Origin of the sequence: Vibrio sp. S/42/10 (genome assembly GCF_029890535.1) — a bacterium.
GTDB lineage: Bacteria > Pseudomonadota > Gammaproteobacteria > Enterobacterales > Vibrionaceae > Vibrio > Vibrio cyclitrophicus.
On the sequence record NZ_JAKMZC010000019.1, the window covers coordinates 1 to 24079 of the forward strand.

At 44.0% G+C, this 24079-nt stretch carries 22 protein-coding genes; 5 read left to right on the forward strand and 17 right to left on the reverse strand.

Annotated features, from left to right (window positions below; translation table 11 throughout):
* Window positions 1-455: 455 nt before the first annotated feature.
* From L8S15_RS18080 to dusA, 7 genes are all read right to left on the reverse strand, one after another.
* Window positions 456-1232, reverse strand: a complete 777-nt coding sequence (locus tag L8S15_RS18080; protein WP_010434234.1) for a phosphoadenylyl-sulfate reductase — start codon at window positions 1230-1232, stop codon at window positions 456-458.
* A complete protein-coding gene (gene cysI, locus L8S15_RS18085; protein ID WP_046209453.1) occupies window positions 1225-2952 on the reverse strand; it encodes an assimilatory sulfite reductase (NADPH) hemoprotein subunit in 1728 nt (575 codons plus the stop codon). Before cysI ends, L8S15_RS18080 begins: the two co-directional genes overlap by 8 nt.
* Entirely contained in the window at window positions 2952-4817 is a 1866-nt protein-coding gene (locus L8S15_RS18090; RefSeq protein ID WP_046209454.1) for an assimilatory sulfite reductase (NADPH) flavoprotein subunit, read from the reverse strand. Before L8S15_RS18090 ends, cysI begins: the two co-directional genes overlap by 1 nt.
* Window positions 4818-4940: 123 nt before the next feature.
* The gene (locus L8S15_RS18095; RefSeq protein ID WP_004735813.1) at window positions 4941-5171 is read right to left on the reverse strand and encodes a hypothetical protein; all 231 of its coding nucleotides are present in this window, start codon (window positions 5169-5171) and stop codon (window positions 4941-4943) included.
* 204 nt (window positions 5172-5375) lie between these two features.
* Complete coding sequence (locus L8S15_RS18100) at window positions 5376-6047, reverse strand: TIGR04219 family outer membrane beta-barrel protein (RefSeq protein WP_046209461.1); 672 nt, start codon at window positions 6045-6047, stop codon at window positions 5376-5378.
* Window positions 6048-6182: 135 nt separating this feature from the next.
* On the reverse strand, window positions 6183-6404 hold the full coding sequence (pspG, locus tag L8S15_RS18105) for an envelope stress response protein PspG (protein ID WP_010434219.1): 222 nt from the start codon (window positions 6402-6404) through the stop codon (window positions 6183-6185).
* A gap of 235 nt (window positions 6405-6639) precedes the next feature.
* Window positions 6640-7620 (reverse strand): tRNA dihydrouridine(20/20a) synthase DusA, encoded by a 981-nt coding sequence (gene dusA / locus L8S15_RS18110; RefSeq protein ID WP_010434217.1) that lies wholly within the window; start codon window positions 7618-7620, stop codon window positions 6640-6642.
* A 314-nt stretch (window positions 7621-7934) separates the two neighbouring features.
* On the opposite strand from dusA, the gene zur reads away from it, so the two are divergent.
* The gene (zur, locus tag L8S15_RS18115) at window positions 7935-8393 is read left to right on the forward strand and encodes a zinc uptake transcriptional repressor Zur (RefSeq protein ID WP_010434215.1); all 459 of its coding nucleotides are present in this window, start codon (window positions 7935-7937) and stop codon (window positions 8391-8393) included.
* 17 nt (window positions 8394-8410) lie between these two features.
* Window positions 8411-8872, forward strand: a complete 462-nt coding sequence (locus L8S15_RS18120; RefSeq protein WP_009847897.1) for a chemotaxis protein CheX — start codon at window positions 8411-8413, stop codon at window positions 8870-8872.
* 139 nt (window positions 8873-9011) lie between these two features.
* Here L8S15_RS18120 and pgi read toward each other — a convergent pair whose 3' ends face one another.
* Entirely contained in the window at window positions 9012-10664 is a 1653-nt protein-coding gene (gene pgi / locus L8S15_RS18125; RefSeq protein WP_046209455.1) for a glucose-6-phosphate isomerase, read from the reverse strand.
* Window positions 10665-10990: 326 nt separating this feature from the next.
* Between pgi and L8S15_RS18130 the strand changes: the two genes are divergently transcribed.
* On the forward strand, window positions 10991-11410 hold the full coding sequence (locus tag L8S15_RS18130) for a secondary thiamine-phosphate synthase enzyme YjbQ (protein WP_076645754.1): 420 nt from the start codon (window positions 10991-10993) through the stop codon (window positions 11408-11410).
* A gap of 118 nt (window positions 11411-11528) precedes the next feature.
* Here the strand turns inward: L8S15_RS18130 and L8S15_RS18135 are convergent, their stop codons facing one another.
* From L8S15_RS18135 to L8S15_RS18145, 3 genes are read right to left on the reverse strand one after another with little or no spacing between them, the layout of a single operon-like run.
* Window positions 11529-12704, reverse strand: a complete 1176-nt coding sequence (locus L8S15_RS18135; protein WP_280574528.1) for a BamA/TamA family outer membrane protein — start codon at window positions 12702-12704, stop codon at window positions 11529-11531.
* A gap of 32 nt (window positions 12705-12736) precedes the next feature.
* Window positions 12737-13822, reverse strand: a complete 1086-nt coding sequence (alr, locus tag L8S15_RS18140) for an alanine racemase (protein ID WP_280574530.1) — start codon at window positions 13820-13822, stop codon at window positions 12737-12739.
* A 6-nt stretch (window positions 13823-13828) separates the two neighbouring features.
* Window positions 13829-15220: a replicative DNA helicase gene (locus L8S15_RS18145; protein WP_016767560.1), complete on the reverse strand. Its 1392-nt coding sequence runs from the start codon at window positions 15218-15220 to the stop codon at window positions 13829-13831.
* A gap of 175 nt (window positions 15221-15395) precedes the next feature.
* Between L8S15_RS18145 and L8S15_RS18150 the strand changes: the two genes are divergently transcribed.
* Window positions 15396-16313: a DUF481 domain-containing protein gene (locus tag L8S15_RS18150; protein WP_046209462.1), complete on the forward strand. Its 918-nt coding sequence runs from the start codon at window positions 15396-15398 to the stop codon at window positions 16311-16313.
* A 162-nt stretch (window positions 16314-16475) separates the two neighbouring features.
* Here the strand turns inward: L8S15_RS18150 and rplI are convergent, their stop codons facing one another.
* From rplI to rnr, 5 genes are all read right to left on the reverse strand, one after another.
* Window positions 16476-16928 (reverse strand): 50S ribosomal protein L9, encoded by a 453-nt coding sequence (rplI, locus tag L8S15_RS18155; protein WP_010434182.1) that lies wholly within the window; start codon window positions 16926-16928, stop codon window positions 16476-16478.
* Window positions 16929-16966: 38 nt separating this feature from the next.
* The gene (rpsR, locus tag L8S15_RS18160) at window positions 16967-17194 is read right to left on the reverse strand and encodes a 30S ribosomal protein S18 (RefSeq protein WP_000090472.1); all 228 of its coding nucleotides are present in this window, start codon (window positions 17192-17194) and stop codon (window positions 16967-16969) included.
* A gap of 112 nt (window positions 17195-17306) precedes the next feature.
* Window positions 17307-17696 (reverse strand): 30S ribosomal protein S6, encoded by a 390-nt coding sequence (rpsF, locus tag L8S15_RS18165; RefSeq protein WP_004741278.1) that lies wholly within the window; start codon window positions 17694-17696, stop codon window positions 17307-17309.
* A gap of 277 nt (window positions 17697-17973) precedes the next feature.
* A complete protein-coding gene (gene rlmB, locus L8S15_RS18170; RefSeq protein WP_010434114.1) occupies window positions 17974-18714 on the reverse strand; it encodes a 23S rRNA (guanosine(2251)-2'-O)-methyltransferase RlmB in 741 nt (246 codons plus the stop codon).
* Window positions 18715-18862: 148 nt separating this feature from the next.
* Entirely contained in the window at window positions 18863-21361 is a 2499-nt protein-coding gene (rnr, locus tag L8S15_RS18175; protein WP_010434112.1) for a ribonuclease R, read from the reverse strand.
* 247 nt (window positions 21362-21608) lie between these two features.
* On the opposite strand from rnr, the gene L8S15_RS18180 reads away from it, so the two are divergent.
* Entirely contained in the window at window positions 21609-23018 is a 1410-nt protein-coding gene (locus tag L8S15_RS18180; protein WP_280574535.1) for an amidohydrolase, read from the forward strand.
* 171 nt (window positions 23019-23189) lie between these two features.
* Here the strand turns inward: L8S15_RS18180 and L8S15_RS18185 are convergent, their stop codons facing one another.
* Window positions 23190-23825: a tetratricopeptide repeat protein gene (locus L8S15_RS18185; protein ID WP_010434109.1), complete on the reverse strand. Its 636-nt coding sequence runs from the start codon at window positions 23823-23825 to the stop codon at window positions 23190-23192.
* Window positions 23826-24079: the final 254 nt, after the last annotated feature.

Genomic DNA, 24079 nt, shown 5'->3' on the forward strand with positions numbered 1-24079 from the left:
TATTCATCAACGAGTGCCCACACAGATTGATAGGTTTAAATTGTTAAAGAGCTTCTCTTCGTTGTGATTTGCATCACTTCGGAAGAGGCGGCCATTCTAGCTATTTAATTCTCAGTGTCAAACACTTTTGAAAATTAATTTCTACTTTTTTAAAAGTAGGAGTAAACAATCACTCAAAGCTAGTAGCCTTACTAACATTCTTCGTTGAAGCCTTATGGCGTCTACCGTGTCAGTGAGGCGGCATTATAGAGATGTTCCTCACATTGGCAAGTGTTTATTAAAGAAAAATGCAAAAATAACGATTACATGACGAATAAACACCCAAACCCTTATTTTTGCAACTTTAACTACAAACTAACTACATAATAACCACAGACTTATCCACAATTGTTCTAATTTCATCTCCTAGAAACTAAAAAAGCTGCCTTATGGCAGCTTTTCGAATAGCAATGAGTTTAAATCCCAGAGCCATATTGCTCTCCATCATCCTCATGAAGGCCACATTCTCGTTTTAATCCATTGAAACGGGTTTCCTCTTCAGTCATGCCCGGTTCCCATTTCTTAGTTGTGTGTGTATCACCAATAGAAAGGTAACCCTGATCTCGAAGCGGGTGATAACTGAGACTATGCTCTTCTAAGTAATAGTGAACATCTTTATTAGTCCAATCGATTACCGGCAAGAATTTAAACACACCATTTTGGATGGATAAAATTGGTAGGTTCGCGCGCGATTGAGATTGCTCTCTTCTTAAACCAGAAAACCATGTTCCAGCCTCAAGCTCATCCAGCGCTCTTCTCATCGGTTCAACTTTATTAAGCTTGTTGTACTTTTCTATCCCTTCTATTCCTTGTTCCCAAAGTTTGCCATATTGCGCTTCTTGCCAATTAGGGCTCTGTTGTGCGCGAAATACTTGAAGGTTCAGAGTCAACTTCTTACTTAACTCATCTATAAATCGATATGTTTCAGGGAACAAATATCCAGTATCCGTCAGAATAACCGGAATATCTGGTTTCGCCTGAGTAACTAAATGCAACATCAAAGCCGCTTGGATTCCAAAACTAGAAGACACCACATGTGTCCCTTCTAAATTGTCTAAAGCCCACTTAACTCTTTCTAATGCCGTTAGCTGTTCTAACTCAGCATTAATTTGTCCAAGACGAAGTATTTGCTCCGTCTTAGTCAATGCGAGTAGCTCTGCTAACTTCAGTTTTGAAGTGACAGAATTATGCATGCAAATCCCTCTTTGAAATGATCACCTCTTCGATGATGCCAGCTCGGATTGTAAAATCGCCGAACCCTTCATTGTCGTTACGTTCTGTAGCCCAACGTCCCACCAGCGAATCAATCTCTTCTAAAATCTGAGCTGATGTGATGTTCTCTTTATACATCTTAGGAATACGAGTTCCGGCTTTGTTGCCACCTAAGTGCATGTTGTAACGCCCCGGAGCCTTACCGACTAACCCCAGCTCAGCCAACATTGCACGACCACAACCGTTTGGACAACCCGTGATACGAAGGATGATGTTATCTTCTTCTGGTAATCCATGTTTCTTCAGAATGTCTTCAACATCCGTTACAAACTCAGGAAGAAAGCGCTCAGCTTCAGCCATTGCTAAAGGACATGTTGGGAATGCTACACACGCCATTGAGTTTTTACGCTGCTCAGAAACGGCGTCGTCCATCAAACCATACTCACGGGCGAGTTTCTCAATCTTTGCTTTTTGACTGGTAGATACACCCGCAACAATTAGGTTTTGGTTTGCAGTCATGCGGAAATCGCCTTTGTGTATTTTGGCAATTTCAGCAACACCCGTTTTCAAAGCCTTACCAGGAAAATCAAGTAAACGACCGTTTTCAATAAACAGTGCTAAGTGGTGCTTGCCATCAATACCTTCCGCCCAACCGATACGGTCACCACGGCCAGTAAACTCATAAGGACGACTTTCTGAGAATTCAACACCTGCACGCTTTTCAACTTCAGCTTTGAAGACATCAATACCAACACGATCTAGCGTGTATTTGGTTTTGGCATTCTTACGATTTGAACGGTTACCCCAATCACGCTGTGTAGTCACAACAGCTGCCGCTACATCTAACGTCTTTTCTAATGGCACAAAACCAAAATCGTCAGCTTTGCGCGCGTAAGTAGAAGTATCGCCGTGCGTCATTGCAAGACCACCGCCAACTAAGACGTTGAAGCCCACCAGCTTCCCGTCTTCAGCAATCGCAACAAAGTTAAGATCATTCGCATGCACGTCCACGTCATTTTGTGGAGGAATCACAACTGTCGTCTTGAACTTACGCGGTAAGTAGTTACTACCTAGAATAGGTTCTTCATCTGTTGTTTCTAGCTTTTCACCATCTAACCAAATTTCTGCGTAAGCACGAGTCTTAGGTAATAGATGTTCACTGATTTTTTTTGCCCACTCATAAGCTTCTTGGTGGAGCTCAGATTCAACCGGGTTTGTCGTACACAAAACATTTCGGTTTACGTCACCCGCTGTCGCAATCGAATCAATACCGATATTGTTTAGGGTTTGGTGCATTAACTTAATGTTCGGCTTCAACACACCATGAAACTGGAAAGTTTGACGGGTTGTAAGACGGATAGAACCATAAGAGGTACTTTCATCTGCAAACTTATCAATCGCCAACCACTGTTTAGGAGTAATAATGCCACCTGGCATACGAGCACGTAGCATTACATTATGCAAAGGTTCTAGTTTTTGCTTTGCACGCTCGTTACGAATATCACGATCATCTTGCTGATACATACCGTGGAAGCGGATCAACTGAAAGTTATCAGCAGTAAAGCCACCCGTAATTCTATCTTGAAGATCTTGTTCAATCGTACCGCGAAGATTTTTACTTTCACGCTTTAAACGCTCGTTGTCAGCCAAAGGTCCAAGTACTTGACCTAGCACTTCTTGCTCTATTACTTGCTTGCTCATTAGTACACATCCCTTTGGTAACGTTTCGCTTTACGTAAATCATTAATATATTGTTCAGCTTGTTCGCGGCTCTGATTGCCATATTTTTCCGCTATCGTAACTAACGCTTCATGGACATCTTTTGCCATTCGAGTCGCATCGCCACATACATAGAAGTACGCGCCTTCTTGAAGCCATTGCCAAACCTGCTCTGCCTGTTCAATTAATCGATCTTGAACATAAACCTTTTCTTTTTGGTCACGACTAAATGCCACATCAAGCTTGGTTAGCGCACCAGACTTAAGGTACTTCTGCCATTCAACTTGATATAAGAAATCTTGAGTAAAGGTTCGGTCACCAAAGAACAGCCAGCTCTTACCTTGAGCGTCATTGTTTTCACGCTCTTGAACGAAACTACGGAATGGAGCAATACCAGTGCCAGGACCAACCATGATGATTGGTGTATTGTCGTCTTGTGGCAGTTTGAAGTTATTGTTGTTCTCTACAAACACCTTAACTTCACCACCTTCTTCTAGGCGTTGAGCTAAGAAACTTGACGCTCCACCTAAACGAGATTCATCACCTTTTTGGTATTCAACCAGACCAACCGTCAAGTGAACTTCTTCATCTACTTCAGCTTGACTTGATGCAATAGAATAAAGACGTGGCGTTAACTTACGTAGAAGACCGATTAGCTCATCAGCTGATAGCTTGGTTTTCTTTTCAGCTAAAACATCGACAATTTGAGTATTACCCGCATATTCACGAAGCTTGTCTTTATCTTCCACCAGCTTGATTAACTTTTTGCTGCCAGATAACTCGGCAAACTTAGTTACAAATTGAGGGTTTGATGACGTAATCTCGAATTTACTCACTAGAGCACTATGGAGAGATAAGTTTTGACCATCTACATCGACACTTTCGATACCAGATAACCCAACCTTAGAAAGGATCTGATTGGCAAGTTCTGAGCTGTTTTCAAACCATACACCTAACGCATCACCAGGTTGATAAGTGATACCTGACTCATCAAGATCAATCTCGATATGACGAACATCTTTACCAGAGTCGCGACCCGTGATCTTTTGACTCGTCAGTAATGTGGCTGTGTATGGGTTTTGTTTGGTGTATTGCGAATGACCCGCGGGCACTTGACCAACTGGTAATTGAACGACATCGGCTTCAGTGCCTGTCGATAGTGTCTCTTTTACTTGCTCTAATGCTTTCGCACGCCACTCTGTTGCCGATGCTTCGTAATCAACATCGCAATCAAGACGATCAACAAACGATTTAGCACCAAGCTTAGCTAAGAAGTTATCGAAATCTTTCGCGGTTTGGCAGAAGAACTCATAACTTGAATCACCTAAACCAATAACACCGTATTGTAGGTTTGATAATTTCGGCGCTTTCTTCGATTGTAGAAACTCGTGTAACTCAATAGCGTTATCTGGGGCTTCACCTTCGCCATTGGTTGAAGCAACGAAAATGACGTGTGTCTCTTTGGCTAAGTTCTTGCCCTTATAGTCACTTGCGTCAAAAAGCTCGACAGCAATACCTAAAGCCTTTGCTTCTGCCTCAAGCGATTCAGCAACACCTTTAGCATTACCCGTCTGAGAAGCGAAGATAATACTTAACTTACCCGCAGGTTTAGCGGCTACTGCAGCGGCGGCTTGAGCGATTGGCGCGGCTGCACCTACAGGCTGAGCTTGACTCACACCCCAAAGATAACCACTGACCCAAGCCAGTTGTTGCGAAGATAACTCAGAAACCGATTGTTGAAGATGACCCAATTGTTGGTCATTAAGTGGTGCTGCTAGCCCAGGTAGCTCATTAGCCCCAGACTGTGCATTATTATTTTGTGAAGACTCTTTCTTATTTAAAGACATGGTCACGACATCCCTAATCATTGCGTGACGATAGATTAACCACTACTTTTAATAACAAGAAAGAATAGAAAAGTATGTTTTATAACTTTTTGGAAGTAAAAACCGATTGAACCATAAATTGACTTACTGATTTTCAATGCGCACTTGCTGAAAGCCAACCGCCATTGCCGACTTAGAAGCCAGATCTAAATCTGCATAATGGCACTCTTCACCATGGACATCAGTGAGCAGAACAAAACCACCTCCCATATGGCGAAACTCCACAACCCAAGACCCTTCTTGAATTGAGGGCTCTATGATCGCTTCAACTAACAAGTTTTCTCTATATAAATTTCTTAATTCATTGAGTGTCATACACCATCCCTTGCTTTGACCTCACAACATAGACCTTATAAGAATAGACGCTAATTAGAACTCTGTAGTAAGGATGGTCGAAAGTGACGAATGTGCTAACTAATTCCAGAAAGATATATAACCAATAGATATAAAAAACGCCACTTAACAAAGTGGCGTTCCTAAAATTCGTTTTAGATGATCTTTAAAATTAGCTTTAGTAGCCTAAAAACGCACTTCAGCGCCTGCGAACCAACCGTCAACCATAACAAAGCTCTTGCCTAGTTCAGAGCTAAAAAACTCATCCGAGTCTAGATCGATAACACGGTAACCACCACGCAAGGCAATCTCAGATTCTGATACAGGAATTCGGTACTGAACACCCGCCATCAAGTCAGTACTCTTGATGCCACTGCTATCACCGAACTCCATCGTACCAATGATATCGAAGTTGGTATCAGGAACATTGATCTCTGCGTTGCCGTAGAAACTCCAAGTAAACTCATCAAAGGTTGATGTTTTTGCATCAGTCGCTTTTGGTTCGATATAGTTAGAATTCGAGTACTGAGTAAATGTCACACCCGCGTCAAAGTTCATTAGCTTATGATCTAACAATGTGTAATAGAAGGTGTAATCGTACTTATCGAAGGCCAATGAATCCGCATCAACAGAGGTGTAGCGAAAACTAGCGTTTGGTAGCATTGGGGCATTATGCTCAAATGCGAAATACAACGAAGGAGAATTAGAATCATCTCTCTGTCTAACTTCGTTTAGCTTTGTACTTCCCCACCACATATCGGCACCGACTTTAGCCGTGTAAGAAAACTCTTCTTCAGCAGACACTGCCGAACTTAAAGATAGCATTCCCACTAAAGCAATTAATGGCATTTTATTCATTTGAGATAGCTCCAATTCCATATCGTTGTGCTAATTGTATGCACATTCATAGATTATTGGGGAAAATTCTATCATACATCTTAAATTCTCAAACGATAAACCGATGACGATCAAAGATTTGACGACACCATGACCTTAGTAACGTCTTTGGTTAGAACTGTGTACAAAGTTTTTGAAAAACCAGATACCCAATGCAATCACAATTAACCAAGGCAGCAACTTAAACACAACCCCCATCATACCTAAGACCAACATAACGGCTAACGCGATTCCGGTTGCAGCCAATACCGTCATAAACGTGATACCAGTGACAAGTAGAGTTGCGACGAAAATAAGAACAAAGATTAATTCAAACATAATGGTCTCCCTAATGAGTTAATGACCTATCTTTCCTACTTTTTAACATTGCAGCTTCCATACCAAGTTAGTGAAACCAATAAAAACCTTACTTATCAGATAAATAAAAAGCCACACATCTAAATGCGTGGCTTTTAAAGAAACTATCAATGGCAAATTTAGCCTCTAGTGGCGAATTTAGCCTTAGGTTTTTCAGCTTGGGCTTTTAAGCTCGAACTTTTCACCTCGAGGGAGGTTATACGTTTAGCTCTTTAGGGATCTTAGCCAATGCTGTCTGCATCACTTCGATACCTGCACCTTTCTTATGTGCGTTTTCACTGATGTAGCGGCGCCATTGTCTTGCGCCCGGCATACTTTGGAACAAACCAAGCATATGACGAGAGATGTGTCCTAAGCTTGCACCATTTGAAAGCTCACGTTCAATGTACGGGTACATTTCTTCAACCACTTGTGAGCGCTTCTTGATCGGCGTGTCTAAACCAAAGATCTGCTGATCGACTTCAGCCAAGATAAACGGGCTATGGTAAGCCTCACGGCCGATCATCACACCATCAAGATGTTGCAAGTGCTCTTTAGTTTGCTCCAGAGTAGTAACGCCACCATTCACTGCAATCACAAGATCAGAGAAGTCTTTCTTGATTTGGTATGCACGATCGTAATCTAGCGGTGGAATCTCTCGGTTCTCTTTCGGGCTAAGACCACTCAACCATGCTTTACGAGCATGAATAGTAAATTGCTCACAGCCGCCTTTTTCAGAAACCGTCGAAACAAACTTAGTTAAAAACTCATAAGAGTCTTGGTCGTCGATACCAATACGTGTTTTCACGGTAATTGGAATATCAGTGACTTCTTTCATCGCAGACACACAATCTGCCACCAGCTCAGGTTCAGCCATTAAGCACGCACCAAAGCGACCATTCTGAACTCGATCTGAAGGACAACCTACATTTAGGTTTACTTCATCGTAACCACGCTCACCAGCAAGTTTGGCACAAGCAGCAAGATCAACCGGGTTTGAACCGCCGAGTTGAAGTGCAAGAGGATGTTCTTGCTCGTTGTATTCTAGAAAGTCGCCCTTACCATGTAAGATCGCGCCTGTTGTTACCATTTCCGTGTACAGAAGAGTCTGCTGAGAAAGCAAACGGTGAAAGTAACGACAGTGGCGGTCAGTCCAATCGAGCATTGGAGCGACAGACAATCTACATGAATGTGTCATGGTAAAGTACCCTGGTAGCGAGTCAAAAAAATATGCTGGAATACCCAGCAAAAGCAAGGTCGGCTATTGTAAATGCTATGCTCAGTTTGTGCTATATGAACTTTACCTCACATTTTTTATTTAAACCTATTCACCAAACCTCTAATTCAGCCTCACTAATCAGTTATGCCTTGAGTCACACTGTCATTTTGAGTTACCTTGTCTTATTCAAAGTCGTAGGTCACAATACGCTCTGTACCTGACTTTAATAGAAATCATTGGCTCCCAAAACGTAGTAACCTAGAAATAGGGTTTGAATAGGGATGTCCGATTGAATGGTGAAAAATTTGGACCACACATTAATAGAGCAAGTTGAAGGGATATGCGCATCGCGAGGAGTTAGATTAACGCCTCAGAGAAAGCGAGTGTTTGAGCTCATTTTCTCTAATAAAAAAGCCTCCAGTGCTTATGAATTATTAGAGCAGTTGAAAGTCAGTGAACCGCAAGCCAAGCCACCTACTGTTTATCGCGCTTTGGATTTCTTGCTGGAACAAGGTTTCATTCACCGAGTTGAGTCAACCAATAGCTTTATATGCTGCTGTTCTTGCAATGCCCATAAACATTTCTCTCAACTACTGATCTGCGATAAATGTGGCACAGTGGTAGAACTGCAAGACGATGCGCTTGTTACTCTACTCGCTAGTAACGCTGAGAAGCACGGTTTCCAATTGACAAATCAAGTCATTGAATCGCATGGCATTTGCCAAACTTGCTCCTCCGATATGAAAGAATAAGATTATAGAAGAACATTATGCGCGCTGAATTTGTAAACCCGTTTTTAGCTTCTTTGATGAACGTATTAAAAACGATGGCTTCTCTAGAATTAAAGCCACAAAAACCAAGAGTTAAGAAAGATGAGATCGCTCGTGGTGATGTATCCGGCCTAATTGGCATGGTGGGTACACAATCTCGTGGTTCAATGTCGATCACCTTCGATGAAGGTCTCGCTCTTGAAATCATGGAAAACATGCTAGGTGAACGCCCAAACGGCTTGAACGAAGAAGTCACTGATATGGTCGGTGAAATCACCAACATGGTGACTGGCGGTGCAAAACGTATTCTTGCAGAAAGCGGCTTTGACTTCGATATGGCCACGCCAATCGTCGTTTCAGGCAAAGGACATACTATCCGTCACAAATGTGAAGGAGCAATCATCATCATGCCTTTCTCATCTCAATGGGGTAATGCCTTCATCGAGATCTGTTTCGAATAGAGACAATCGAGTAAATAAAAAAACGAAAGGCTGACGTATATACGTCAGCCTTTTTTATTGCCGTAAAACCAACGGACATAAAAAACGCCAACCGAAAGGTTGGCGTTTACAGTTATTACTTGGTGTTACTTAAACAGTCTTAAGCTTTAAGCGCTTTAAATGCATTGATTAGACCGTTTGTTGAGCTGTCGTGAGAGGTTACTTGAGCATCGTCAGCAAGCTCTGGAAGAATTTGGTTTGCTAGTTGCTTACCAAGCTCTACACCCCATTGGTCGAAGCTGAAGATGTTCCAGATTACGCCTTGAACGAAAATCTTGTGCTCGTACATCGCGATTAGGTTACCTAAAGAGCGAGGAGTGATTTGCTTAACAAGAATTGAGTTCGTTGGGCGGTTGCCTTCAAACACTTTGAAAGGCGCAAGTTCAGCTGCTTCTTCTGCTGTTTTGCCTGCCGCTAGGAATTCAGCTTCTACTGTCTCTTTTGTCTTACCGAAAGCAAGCGCTTCAGTTTGAGCAAAGAAGTTAGACATCAACTTCTGGTGGTGATCAGATGCTGGGTTGTGGCTGATAGCAGGAGCAATAAAGTCTGATGGGATCAGCTTAGTGCCTTGGTGAATCAGTTGGTAGAAAGCGTGCTGACCGTTTGTACCTGGTTCACCCCAGATGATAGGACCAGTTTGGTATTCTACTGGATTGCCGTCACGGTCAACAAATTTACCATTCGATTCCATGTTGCCTTGTTGGAAGTAAGCCGCAAAACGGTGCATATATTGATCGTAAGGTAGAATCGCTTCTGACTCAGCGCCGTGGAAGTTATTGTACCAAACGCCGATAAGCGCAAGGATAACAGGAATGTTGCTTTCAAATTCAGTTGAAGCAAAGTGGTTATCCATCTCATGAGCACCATCTAATAGCTCAACGAAGTTATCGAAGCCGATAGAAAGAGAGATAGACAGACCAATCGCAGACCATAGTGAGTAACGACCACCAACCCAGTCCCAGAATTCGAACATGTTGTCAGTATCAATACCAAACTCAGCGACCGCAGTTGCGTTAGTTGATAGTGCAGCGAAGTGTTTAGCAACGTGCGCGTTGTCACCTGCTTCAGCCAAGAACCAATCACGAGCAGAGTGCGCGTTCGTCATTGTTTCTTGAGTGGTAAATGTTTTAGATGCCACTAAGAATAGCGTTGTTTCTGGATTCAGAGGCTTAAGTGTCTCAACAATGTGAGTACCATCTACGTTCGAAACAAAGTGCATGTTTAGACGCGTTTTGTATGGCGTTAGTGCTTCAGTCACCATGTATGGACCAAGGTCTGAACCGCCGATACCGATGTTGACAACATCAGTGATCTCTTTACCGGTGTAACCTTTCCACTCACCAGAAACGATACGGTGTGTGAACAGTTCCATTTTTGCTAGTACTGCATTAATTGCTGGCATTACGTCTTTGCCATCAACCATTACTGGCTTATCGCTACGGTTACGTAGAGCAGTGTGAAGTACTGAACGACCTTCAGTCTTGTTGATTGCATCACCGCTAAACATAGCTTCAATTGCAGACTTAACTTCAGTCTCATTTGCAAGAGCAAATAGGTGCTGCATCGTTTCAGCGTCGATAAGGTTCTTAGAGTAATCCACTAAGATGTCCGAACCGAAACGAGTAGAAAAACTCTCGAAACGCTTTGCATCTTGAGCAAATAGTTCTTTCATATCCATATCTTGAGCAGACTCAAAATGTGCAGTTAGAGCTTTCCACGCTTGTGTTTGCGTTGGGTTGATATTTTTCAACATGGTATCTATCCCGATATTACTGTAGGTTTTATTCTAGACGTCACCTAAGTGATGAATAGAACCCCCGATTAGGCGAAAGTTTATATTTTTCTATGATGACCAGACCGCATCACCACTGAAAGATTCTTTGTAATTTTTTTTCACGACGTATTATGCCGTATATGAAGAGCGCCACCTTGAGATAAATCAGGATTCGATTTCCTGATAGAGAGATCGATGCTGACTCAGGCTCTAACATAATTAAATGTGAGCGATAGCTGATAAATTCAAGTTCAAAAGATAGCGTTAAACCACTTTTTTTCCAAATACATTATAAAGGATGGCGTATGTGGATTCAGAAGACTATACACCTAAATGCACGAAAGCGTGGATTTCATCTCATTACTGATGAAATTGAACAACAGATACACGATATCAATTCTTTATCTGTTGGTTTATTACATCTTTTTATCCAACACACCTCTGCCAGCCTCACGCTAAACGAGAACGCTGATCCTACCGTCCGTACCGATATGGAATCACACTTTAATAAGTTTGTACCTGAGCGAGCACCCTACTACAGACACACCTATGAAGGCGATGATGACATGCCTGCTCATATTAAAGCATCGACACTTGGCACCAGTGTGACAATTCCGATAACCAACGGTCGTTTAGCTTTGGGAACATGGCAGGGAATATACTTGGGTGAACACCGTGATTGTGGTGGCAGCCGCACAGTGATTGCGACTATTCAAGGTGAGTAGACTATTTGAAAGCAAGATTTTATTAATAAAAACAGTGCCTTTTTAATACAAAAAGAGTGGTGTGTTTCCACGACCACTCTTATCAAGATAGTATTTGGCCTACTGTAGGCCGAAAGCTTTAGAAGGGCTGGTTTATCATAACCCTAAAGGTCCCTTCATCACCGCCTCGCGCTAATTCTGCACGAACAACAATGCCTTCCACTTGAAAACGAACCGCGCCGCCTAAGCTCCATTTCATATCGGTGTGCAATTCTTTGATATCGTACTCATCAGCCACACGCCCTACTTCGGCGAATGCGACCCATTGCCACCAAGGCAGGTCGTAGTAGTTGATCAGCGGAATATCACCGAGTGGCTGCCAATCTGGGAGCACTCGATACTCTGCAGAATAGTGAACAGCAGATCGCCCATGATATCGACCTCCGGTGTAGCCACGTAAACGATACAAACCACCCAATCGAGCTTGTTCTGTTTCCGGTGGACGAGCACACTCCTGCCCAGAACAGTTATCCCAGGTTGGTGTATCAGCAGTATAGAAATCGAGTGCCACAACTTGTTGGTCGAACAAGTCTCCTAGAGGACCTAAAGCGAAGTACTGACTGTTTTGAAAAGTCCATTTCAACCACAAATCGTCGTTAGACCAACTTTCAGCGCCCGTCGTGAACTCAAGATTGGTATGAGATCCTTTGGTTGGGTTACGTGTGCTATCACGATTATCCCAATCGAACGCCAAACTAAAACCGGTCGCCTCTTCAGTATTATTTAAACCTTCTAGCTCACGAGCAGTATCAAAAGGTGTAAATAAAATCGAACTGACACCCGATTCGACTGGCGAAGCAAAACTGACCTCTTTGATTGGTTGAAACGCGCCGAGTAAGCCATGCTCTGCAACATTGCCCCAAGGCAGCAGATATTTAAATTCAAACTGATAATTCTGCTCTAAGCCATCAACTATAGTTTTGTCATCGATAGATGAATCGTTATCGCCTTGAGAGCCAATATAATAAGGATTGTCGTTGAAGCGCGCTTGGTACATCTGAGTACTAAACAAGATATTCTCAGACAAGGCATAATTAAAGGCCGATAGAAAACCGACATAGCTGTCTTTATCTGAATACAAAGCCATACCAAACAGAGCCGCTTGAGGTTGCCAAACGCCCTTTGCGACACCAGCAACCCCAAAGGTATTGCCCATGGTTTCAGTACTGAAATAGAAAGGAACAAAAGCGGAGTCTTTTTCTTCACTTAGAACAGAAGAAGAAAAGCTGACACCAGTTACTGCCATAGCAGACATTAACCAGTATCGAGAAGTTCGCTTGAACCTATCTATTTTACGTATTCCATTGCCACGCGAGACGTCAGTTTAGTCACGAGCTCGTAAGCGATAGTGCCGATATGTTCAGCCACTTCTTCTGAGGGTAAGTCTTTACCCCAAAGCGTCGCCTCGTCACTCACTTTATCCGTAGCATCAGGACCAAGGTCAACTGTTAGCATGTCCATGGACACACGCCCTGCGATTGGTACTTTTCGTCCATTAACGAATACTGGGGTGCCGTTAGGTGCAGTGCGAGGATAACCATCGCCGTAACCAATTGCGATAACACCAACCTTGGTATCACGCTCACTGGTCCAGTTACCACCATAACCCACACTTTCACCAGCCTTCACATCACGAACCGCAATTAAGTGTGAAGTCAGAGTCATCACCGGCAAAAAGCCCAGCTCTTGCGCTGATTTATCAACAAACGGAGAAACACCATAAGAGATGATTCCGGGGCGAACCCAATCAAGATGACTATCAGGCCAAGCTAATAGACCTGCAGAGGCCGCAAGTGAACGCTCCCCTTCACAACCATCGGTAAGAGATAAGAAAAGCTCAGTCTGCTCAATGGTCGTGCTTCTATCCAACTCATCAGCGCAACCAAAGTGGCTCATGTAACGAAGAGGTTTAGCTACATTCGCACATTGATGCAAACGCTCAACAAAGTTTTGGTATTGCTCAGGACGAACACCTAAACGATGCATACCACTGTCGACTTTTAACCATACCACAACAGGTGTTTCCAAATCGGCATTCTCTAGCGCGCTTAATTGCTCTTCACAATGCACCACGGTTTGAATGTTATTGGTCACTAGAATGGGTAAGTCACCCGAAGAGTAAAAACCTTCCAGCAACAAAATAGGTTTAACTATGCCACCAGCACGAAGCTGTAATGCTTCTTCAATACGCGCCACACCAAAAGCATCAGAACTTTTTGAATGCTTAGCGATATGCAGTAAGCCGTGTCCGTAGCCATTCGCTTTCACAACGGACATTACCTTGCACTTAGGCGCTTTCGACTTTATCTGGTTCAGGTTATGTTCGAGCGCGTTTAAGTCAATGCTCGCCGTCGCCGCTTTCATGTAAGTCATTAGCGATTACTCATCATCAAATGCAGGGCCTGCATAGTTATCAAATCGGGAGTGTTGCCCTTGGAATGTCAGACGAACCGAACCGATCGGGCCGTTACGCTGCTTACCCAGGATAATCTCAGCGATGCCTTTCAATGAACTGTCTGGGTTATAAACCTCATCACGATAGATGAACATGATCAAATCGGCATCTTGCTCAATCGAACCTGACTCACGCAAATCCGAGTTTACTGGACGCTTATCAGCACGTTGCTCTAGGGAACGGTTAAGCTGAGAAAGTGCAACAACCGGAACGTTGAGCTCTTTTGCGAGCGCTTTCAATGAGCGAGAAATCTCGGCGATTTCAAGAGTACGGTTATCAGATAACGAAGGTACACGCATTAATTGAAGGTAATCTATCATGATCATGGAAATACCATCATGCTCACGAGCAATACGTCGAGCACGAGAACGTACTTCTGTTGGTGTCAGACCCGAGCTGTCATCGATATACATATTCTTCTTATCCATCAGAATACCCATACTCGACGAGATACGAGCCCAATCTTCATCGTCCAATTGACCGGTACGAATCTTGGTTTGGTCTACGCGAGAAAGTGACGCAAGCATACGCATCATTAGCTGTTCAGCTGGCATCTCTAACGAGAAGATTAATACTGGCTTATCTTGCTTCATCGCCGCGTTTTCACACAAGTTCATCGCAAACGTGGTTTTACCCATCGATGGACGAGCGGCGACAATAATTAAGTCAGAACCTTGTAGGCCTGCTGTTTTCTTATTGAGGTCGTTAAAGCCAGTATCGACACCAGTCACACCATCCTGTGGTGTTTTATATAGGATCTCGATTCGTTCCAGAGTCTTCTCTAGAATACTATCAACGTTTTGTGGACCTTCGTTTTCACTTGCTCGACCTTCTGCAATCGCAAAGACCTTACTCTCAGCCAGATCAACAAGCTCTTCCGATGTACGACCTTGAGGATCGTAACCAGAATCAGCAATCTCATTCGCAACACCAATCAGACTACGTACCAACGCACGTTGTGCCACGATATCCGCGTAAGCGTTAATGTTCGCCGCACTTGGGGTATTTTTAGCTAGGTCAGCAAGGTAAGCAAAGCCACCCACTTCTTCAAGTTGCTCACGCAGCTCTAGATGTTCAGAGAGTGTAATAAGATCCAAAGGAGAACTTTCTTCAAGGATATCTTTTACCGCTTCAAAGATCAGACGGTGAGGACGACTATAAAAGTCTTTGGCCACAACCTTTTCGGCAACTGTATCCCAGCGTTCGTTATCCAATAACAAACCGCCAATAACAGATTGCTCAGCTTCTAATGAATGTGGCGGGACCTTGATGGCGTCCACCTGATCGTTGGCTGATTTCTGACTTTTGGTATCCACTATGACTACACTCAATAACTAATAATGATCGTTCATTATACCCAAGAACATCCATTTGTAATCCGATCCTATGAGTTTGTTTTATTCTTCAGAAAGAATTTACTTATTGCTGACGGAATTAACCAAGGGTAGCATTACGATCCTTCCATTCATTCACTGTATAACTGGGGTATGCGTGTCCAAATTATTGGCTCTGAGCACCGGTCTTCTGAGCTCTAGTCTTCTAAGCATCGGTCTCCTGATCACTCCGTTGGCCTTAGCTGATGATACTAAAGCCTCTGTTGATGCTAATACCTCTGTTGATTCTATTCTCGACTCTATAGTAGTACCAGAAACTACAGCTGAGCCGATCGTCGTTGCACCGACACCTGAAGAAAAAGAGTTGGATATCGCACCAAGTGATACGGCTGATACAGAACTGCCTAACCCACTAAAGACTGAGGTCGAATTTGGATATCAGTCGCATACTGGTAATTCGGATTCACGATCGCTTAACGCACGCCTGAACGGTGAGTATACCGCTGGTCGTCATAGAACCAGTGGCGAATGGAAATACTACAATCTCTATAAAGATGGTGAGGAAGATAAAAGGCAATCGACTTACTCGGCTCAGAGTGACTACAAGTTAAGTCCTAAAACCTACCTTTACGGCAGCTTCAAAGGTGTTGATTCACGATACAGTGCTTACTTTAAGGACTATACCGTTTCGAGTGGTCTGGGTTATCAGTTTTCGAATACCGAAGAGTTTGTTTTGGAAGTGGAAGTCGGGCCGGGTTTTCGTTATCAAGAACCGAATCTCGATGAACTAGACGACGATGACATCATCTTTCCTGAAATTGTTGAAGAAGCGATTTTCCGTGGCAATGTGAATACATCATGGCAGGTGTTGAAGAACTTGCAGTTTAAAGCGGACGTGACGTTAGTGTCTGGTCACAGCAACCTTAAGTTTGATACCGAATTAGAAGCCATCAATGATATCACTGACAATATCGCGCTGAAGATCGCTCACTCTCGTCAATATCACGACAAAGTTCCTGAAGGATTAAGCAAAGAAGACTCTGTGCTGTCGATTAACCTACTCTTTCAATTCTAATTCCATGGCTGGTTGTTCAGCCATCAGAGCTTTTGGATCATAGTAGGCTTTTAACCTAATGTAACCCTCTCTTACCTTTTCCTATATTCCAGACATAAAAAAACACCAGCCGAAGCTGGTGTTTAAAACTTTCAAAAGAAAGAATTCGTCTTGGTACTGAAATTACTCAGCTGCAACGATAGCGATTTTCGCAGTAGCAAAAACTTCAGAGTGAAGTTGGATGCTTACTTCGAATTCGCCGATGTTACGTAGAGCGCCTTCAGGTAGGCGTACTTCGCTCTTAGCTACTGCAACACCTGCCGCTGTAATAGCGTCAGCGATGTCACGAGTACCGATAGAACCGAATAGTTTACCTTCGTCACCAGCTTTAGAAGCGATTGTAACGCCTTCTAGAGTGTTAACGCTCTCTGCACGAGCTTCAGCAGCAGCTAGTTGCTCAGCAACTTTAGCTTCTAGTTCAGCACGACGAGTTTCGAACATAGCAACGTTGTCTTTAGTTGCCATAACTGCTTTACCCTGTGGGATAAGGAAGTTACGAGCGTAACCAGATTTAACGTTTACTTGGTCGCCAAGGCCACCTAGGTTACCGATCTTATCAAGTAGAATAACTTGCATTATCTTAGTCCTCTTAAACTATTATTAACTATTACCGATTACTGATGCTTGTCAGTGTACGGTAGTAGAGCTAGGTAACGAGAACGCTTGATAGCGCGAGCTAGTTGACGCTGGTACTTAGCGCTTGTACCAGTGATACGGCTAGGTACGATTTTACCAGCTTCAGTGATGTAGTTTTTAAGAGTTGCTACGTCTTTGTAGTCAATCTCTTGTACGCCTTCTGCAGTGAAACGGCAGAATTTACGACGACGGAAGAAACGAGCCATGGGCTATCTCCTGATCTTAAATTTAGTAAAGCGGTCTTTCACAATTATCGAAATAACTATCAATGACCTTAAACAAGTTGAGAATTTTTTAAGGCATTAAGCCAAAAAAGAATTACTCAGCAGCTGCTTCTGGTTTAGCTTCTGTACGCTCTTCGCGACGAGGAGCACGCTCTGCACGCTCTTCTTTTTGCTTAAGCATAATAGATTGCTCAGTCACAGCGCCTTTAGTGCGCATGATCATGTTACGTAGAACTGCATCGTTGAAACGGAAAGCAGTTTCTAGCTCGTCAATCACTTCTTGACCAGCTTCAACGTTCATAAGAACGTAGTGAGCTTTGTGAAGCTTGTTGATTGGGTAAGCCATTTGACGACGACCCCAGTCTTCTAGACGGTGGATAGTACCGCCAGCTTCAGTGATAGAACCAGTGTAACGCTCGATCATGCCAGCAACTTGCTCGCTTTGATCAGGGTGAACCATGAATACGATTTCGTAATGACGCATTTGGTTGCTCCTTACGGATTATTAGCTTCCACGAGTGGCCCGGTCGTCCAGAGGAAGCAAGGAACTAAAGATAAATGACCGAGTTTTAAGGACGGCAAATGTTATAGAAAGAACCCGGTATTGGCAAGCGCTATTTGGTGAATAATGAAACAGTTTTTCTGTCGCCATCTAGCCATCCGACAAACCGATGGATTTTGCTATAACAGCCTAAAAAGAAACGCCCACCAGCAAGTGGTGAGCGCTAATAAATTCATAGACTTAAAGCAGCGTTAACGCATTACTGAGCTAAACGCTGTCTTACCGCTTCGAACAGGCAAATACCCGACGCCACAGAAACATTTAAGCTCGATACGCTACCTGCCATTGGAATCTTAATCAGATCATCGCAAGTTTCACGAGTTAAACGACGCATACCGTCACCTTCGGCTCCCATCACAACTGCAAGTGGGCCTGTTAGTTTCGCTTGGTAGATATCATGCGTTGCTTCGCCGGCTGTACCTACGAACCATACGCCTTGTTCTTGCAATGCACGCATAGTACGAGCAAGGTTAGTTACACGTACTAGAGGAACCGTTTCAGCCGCACCACACGCTACCTTGCTAACCGTTGCCGTTAAAGGCGAAGAACGGTCTTTCGGTACGATAACCGCAGCAACACCCGCCGCATCTGCGTTACGCAGACAAGCGCCTAGGTTGTGCGGATCTGTTACACCATCTAGAACCAACAGTAACGGTTGTTCGTGCTGCGCTAGGATGTCGTCTAGGTGAGTTTCATTAAGCTGCTTAGCAGGTTTCACCTTAGCGATAATGCCTTGGTGATTCGCGCCTTGTGATTTTTCATCAAGCGGCTTACGACCCATCTGTTGAATCGACACACCAAACTGCTGCAGTTGGTTCAGTAATGGAAGAAGACGCTCGTCTTGGCGGCCCTTCAATACATAAGCTTCGATAAAGCGCGCAGGATCTTTTTCTAGTACGGCTTTCACCGCGTGAATACCGTAAATAAATTCGTTACTCATTGTCTCAAATTACTCTTATTGCTCAGAGATGAACGACATCAAACCCGATGCATCCATCTCTGTATTGTTTATTTCGAGAGCATGCATCTTCCGCCTGATACTCTCGCATTTAATCAGTTAAAGGCTAACCCTTGTAACCCAAAAAGCTTTAAGACTTGTCAGCCTTTGGCTTACGGCTTGCTGTACGCTTTTTCTTAGCTCGCGCCTTAGCCGCACCGGTTTTATTCGACGACTTTTTCTTAGCTGAACTTTCGCTACTGCCATCTGGTCGCTTAGTGGGTTCAACTAAAGGTTTCGCAGAAACGCCTGGCTGATTGCTCTTCACCGCTGAACGCTTCTTACTTTTCGCCTTTTTCATCGCTTCTGCAGCACGCTTCTTGGCTGTTTTACCTTTGCCGCGTGGCTGACGAACGGTGTCTTCTAGATCGAAGTCGATTTGACGAGTTTCTAAATTAACGGCAGAAACTTTCACTTTAACCGAATCACCCAAGCGATAGATATTACCTGAGCTTTCACCGACTAAACGCTGACCAACAGCATCGAATTGGTAGTAATCATTCGCTAGCGCTGAGATATGTACTAAACCATCGATGTGCAGTTCAGTTAGACGCACAAAGAAACCGAAGCCAGTCACGTTGGCAATCACGCCATCCATCACTTCACCGACATGGTCTTGCATGTATTCACACTTCAGCCAGTCGTTTACTTCACGCGTTGCGTCATCAGCACGACGCTCAGTCATTGAACACTGCTCGCCGTAGAAGTCCATATCATCGAACGTGTAGTGGTAACCACCGGTAGGCGTCCAACGTTCGCTGTTACGCCCACCTTCTTTCGCAATAAGGTACTTAATCGCACGGTGCAATAACAAGTCAGGGTAACGACGAATCGGCGAGGTAAAGTGAGCGTAGCGTTTAAGTGCTAAACCAAAGTGACCCGCGTTATCCGCGTTGTATACCGCTTGCTTCATTGAACGCAGCAGCATAGTTTGGATTAACTCACGATCTTCACGCTCGTTAATCTGTTGCATCAGTTGTGCGTAGTCTACTGGAGATGGCGACAGGCCACCTTCCAGTGTTAAACCTAATTCACTTAAGAAGCTCTTGAAGCCCATTAAGCGCTCTTCGCCCGGAGTTTCATGAACACGGTACAGAGCAGGCTCTTTCGCTTTTTCTACGTAAGATGCCGATGCGATATTCGCAAGAATCATACATTCTTCGATGATCTTGTGTGCATCGTTACGGATTACTGGTTCAATACGGTCGATCTTACGATCCGCATTGAAGATGAATTTCGTTTCGACCGTTTCAAACTCAATCGCACCACGCTCATCACGCGTTTTCTTAAGTACTTTGTACATCTTATGCAGTTCTTCAAGATGCGGTACTTCTGGCTCGTAACGCTCGCGAAGTTCTTCATTGCCATCTAAGATTGCGCCTACTTTGTTGTAAGTAAGACGAGCATGAGAATTCATTACTGCTTCGTAGTGCTTGTAGCCCGACAGTTTACCTTTGTCTGAGATAGTCATCTCACACACCATACATAAACGGTCGACTTGAGGGTTCAGTGAACATAAGCCGTTAGAAAGGACTTCTGGCAGCATTGGCACCACTTGTGACGGGAAGTATACCGAGTTACCACGGTTAATCGCTTCTTTGTCTAGCGCAGTATCAGGGCGAACGTAGTAACTTACGTCAGCAATCGCTACCCATAGGCGCCAACCTCCGCCTTTCTTCGCTTCACAGTAAACGGCATCATCGAAGTCACGTGCATCTTCACCATCAATGGTAACTAATGGCAGTTTACGCAGGTCAACACGCCCTTCTTTTGCTTCCTCAGGAACATGCTCACCAAGGTTTTCGATTTGCTTATCTACCGCTTCAGGCCACTCTTGTGGGATCTGGTGAGTACGGATCGCAATTTGCGTTTCCATACCCGGCGCCATGTTCTCACCAAGAACTTCAGTGACTTTACCCATCATGTTACGAGAACGACCACCGCGATCCGTAATTTCAATCACAACCACATTACCCATTCGAGCACCGCCTTTATGCTCAGTAGGGATCTGAATATCATGACTAATACGTGAATCATCAGCAACCACATAAGAATGGCCGTATTCTAGGAAGAAGCGACCAACCAGTGGCGTTTTGCGCTCTTCAAGAACACGCACTAAACGACCTTCACGACGACCACGCTTACTGTTATCAGTCGGCTGAGCCAACACGTAATCCCCGTGCATGATGGTTTTCATCTGATGATGCGGCAACAAGATATCGTTATCTTTACCTACACTGCCATCTGGGCGAACCCAACCATGACCGTCTTTATGACCGATCACATAGCCTTTAATCAGTTCCATCTTCTCGGGCAATGCATAGCACTGACGACGAGTAAAGATTAGCTGTCCATCACGCTCCATTGCACGTAAACGACGACGCAGCCCTTCATATTGCTCCTCTCCAGCAAGGCCCAAAGCTTCGAATAGGTCATTACGGTTCATTGGAATATTCGCTTCTGTTAGGAACGAAATAATGAACTCTCGGCTTGGTACTGGGTTTTCGTAATTTTTCGACTCTCGGTCGGCAAAAGGGTCAACAGTGGTTGTCGCTGTCGTGTTTTCTGGCATTGGTGTGTTTTTTGACATAGGCGGGCCTGCTTAAGCAAGGAATGTATATACCCCTAGTATATCTGATGCTAGAGGTAACCTACAGATATGCTTTGGAAAAGCCTAAAATAACCTCAGATTGACGTCCATTTTCATGCTGTGAAACATTATTTCATAGCCACGTTTATCATCAGAATTTGAAGCAAACGATAAAACAAACGTTTGCGGCATGAATGAAATACACTATTATCCACACACTTTACCAACTCCTGTTCTGAGTATTGATATGAAATTAAAACGCACCCTACTGGCTTCAGCAATGGCAAGCCTCGCTCTATTTCCATTTGCAAGTTCAGCGATGGAAAAAGCCGATCTAATGATTACCGATGCGATGGTTCTCACTATGAATCAAGACAAAACGGTTTATGAAAGCGGCACTGTTGTCGTGAAAGACAATAAGATCATTGCGGTAGGCGATGCTTCATTAGAGAAGCAATACCAAGCTAAGCAGGTACTCGATGTGGATGGTGACATCGTTATGCCAGGTCTCATCAATACTCATACTCACGTATCAATGACGGTTTTCCGCTCACTAGCCGATGATGTGCCTGATCGCCTGCACCGCTACATCTTCCCATTAGAGAAGAAGTTGGTGTCACGCGACATGGTACGTATTGGTGCTAACCTAGGTAACGTCGAAATGGTAAAAGGCGGTGTAACCACTTACGCCGACATGTACTACTTTGAAGATGAAGTAGCGAAAACCGTCGATAAGATCGGTATGCGTGCCATTCTTGGTGAAACCGTGATTAAGTTCCCAGTCGCTGATGCAGCCAACGCCGAAGAGGGCATTAAGTACGCATTAAACTTCATTGAAGAATACAAAGATCACCCGCGTATCACCCCAGCGTTTGCCCCACATGCGCCTTACACAAATACGACTGAGATCCTGCAGAAAATTTCCAAGCTCTCTCTAGAGTTAGATGTACCTGTGATGATTCATCTTGCTGAATCGCACCGCGAAGAAGAGAAAATCGCCGAACGCTCAGAAGGCCTATCCCCAGTTCAATACATGGACAGCATTGGCGCACTCAACAAAAACTGGGTGGGTGCACACATGATCTTGGTTGATGACCATGATATCGAACTGGTGAAAAAGTCAGATATGGGTGTCGCTCATAACATGAGTGCTAACATCAAATCAGCAAAAGGTGTATCACCAGCACTTAAGATGTATGACGAAGACGTGCGTATTGGTCTAGGTACTGATGGTCCAATGTCAGGTAACACACTGAGCACCATTGATGAGTTCAACCAAGTGGCTAAAGTTCACAAACTGGTTAATAAAGATCGTGCTGCAATGCCGCCGATCAAAGTGATCGACATGGCGACAATGGGCGCAGCAAAAGCGCTACACATGGAAGATAAGATCGGTTCTCTTGAGGCGGGTAAGCTAGCCGACATCATAGTAATCGATACTAAGGCTCCGAACATGGTACCTGTCTACAACCCATACTCTGCATTAGTGTACTCAGCTAACTCTGGCAACGTTCGCCACACCATCGTCGATGGCAAGATCATCATGCAAGACCGCGACATGTTAACGGTAGACGAAGATAAGATCCGCCAAGAAGCACTCGACTTCACCAAAATTGTTCGTGAAACGGTGATTGAGTCTGGTGAAGTAGTTCAATAACGACTCCAACTCATTCGCTGCGCTTTCTGTTAACTCTAAAAAGCGGGTAAATCGAGACAACGGTTAAATCAAAAAAGGCCTCATCGGTATATACCTATGAGGCCTTTTTAATGTAGGTCAATCATTAACGAGTGCAGTCATTAATCATCAACGCTCATTCAATAATCGCTCTTACCAGAACACGTCTCGACGTTTTGCTCGTGCAATAATATTGTCTGGCATTCTCTGTTCTAAACCGCTACGAAGCACAGTGATGCGTTTGTGTTGTCTTTGATCAGCCGTTACCGAGTTATACAACCAACGGTAAGCATCTTCATAATCTAACGGGCTACCGTAATCACGCAGCAAGAGTTCCGCTAAGTGAATACTCGCACTTAGGTTCCCCATAGAGGCGGCTTCACGTAAATACGGAATCGCGCGCTCTTTGTCTTGTTGTACCAAAGTACCACGAGAGTAATAACGCCCTAGCTGTTCTAGCGCAGCTGGCAAACCTTGATGTGCCGCGTTTTCCATATAGTAAAGGCCAAGCTCTACATCTTGTGGAACACACACGCCCCACGCCAACATATCGCCGTATAAAAACTCATAAGAAGGCAAACTAATACGCGTTGCACGCGCAACGATGTCTTCCACTAGTTGGCACTTATCCGCTTTCACACGCTCAAGATGTTGATTATTTTCGATTAACTTAATCAGTTCAGCTTCTGTGTATATTGGAACAGGCTCTCCCACTTCAGCCAAATTTGCATGACTCAAGGGTGAGCTCAGCGCCATTATCAATGAAGCTGCCACAATTCGTAGCTTCATACCTGCACTCTATTATCTGTCGCTAAAGTTATCTCTTGGTGGATGCAGACAATCTCTACAAGCCCCAAAATAGGGTGAACTTCACTTTCCATGATATCTGTATCGGCAATAACCCTGACGGCTTTAGACAAAACTTGCCGCTAATGGGCAATATTTTGCCTGATGACGCTTAAAATATCACCATCAAAGAGTGCTTAGCCACATTGCAGGTATTAAAAAGCCGACTTAATAAAGTCGGCTTTTAGAAAACTATT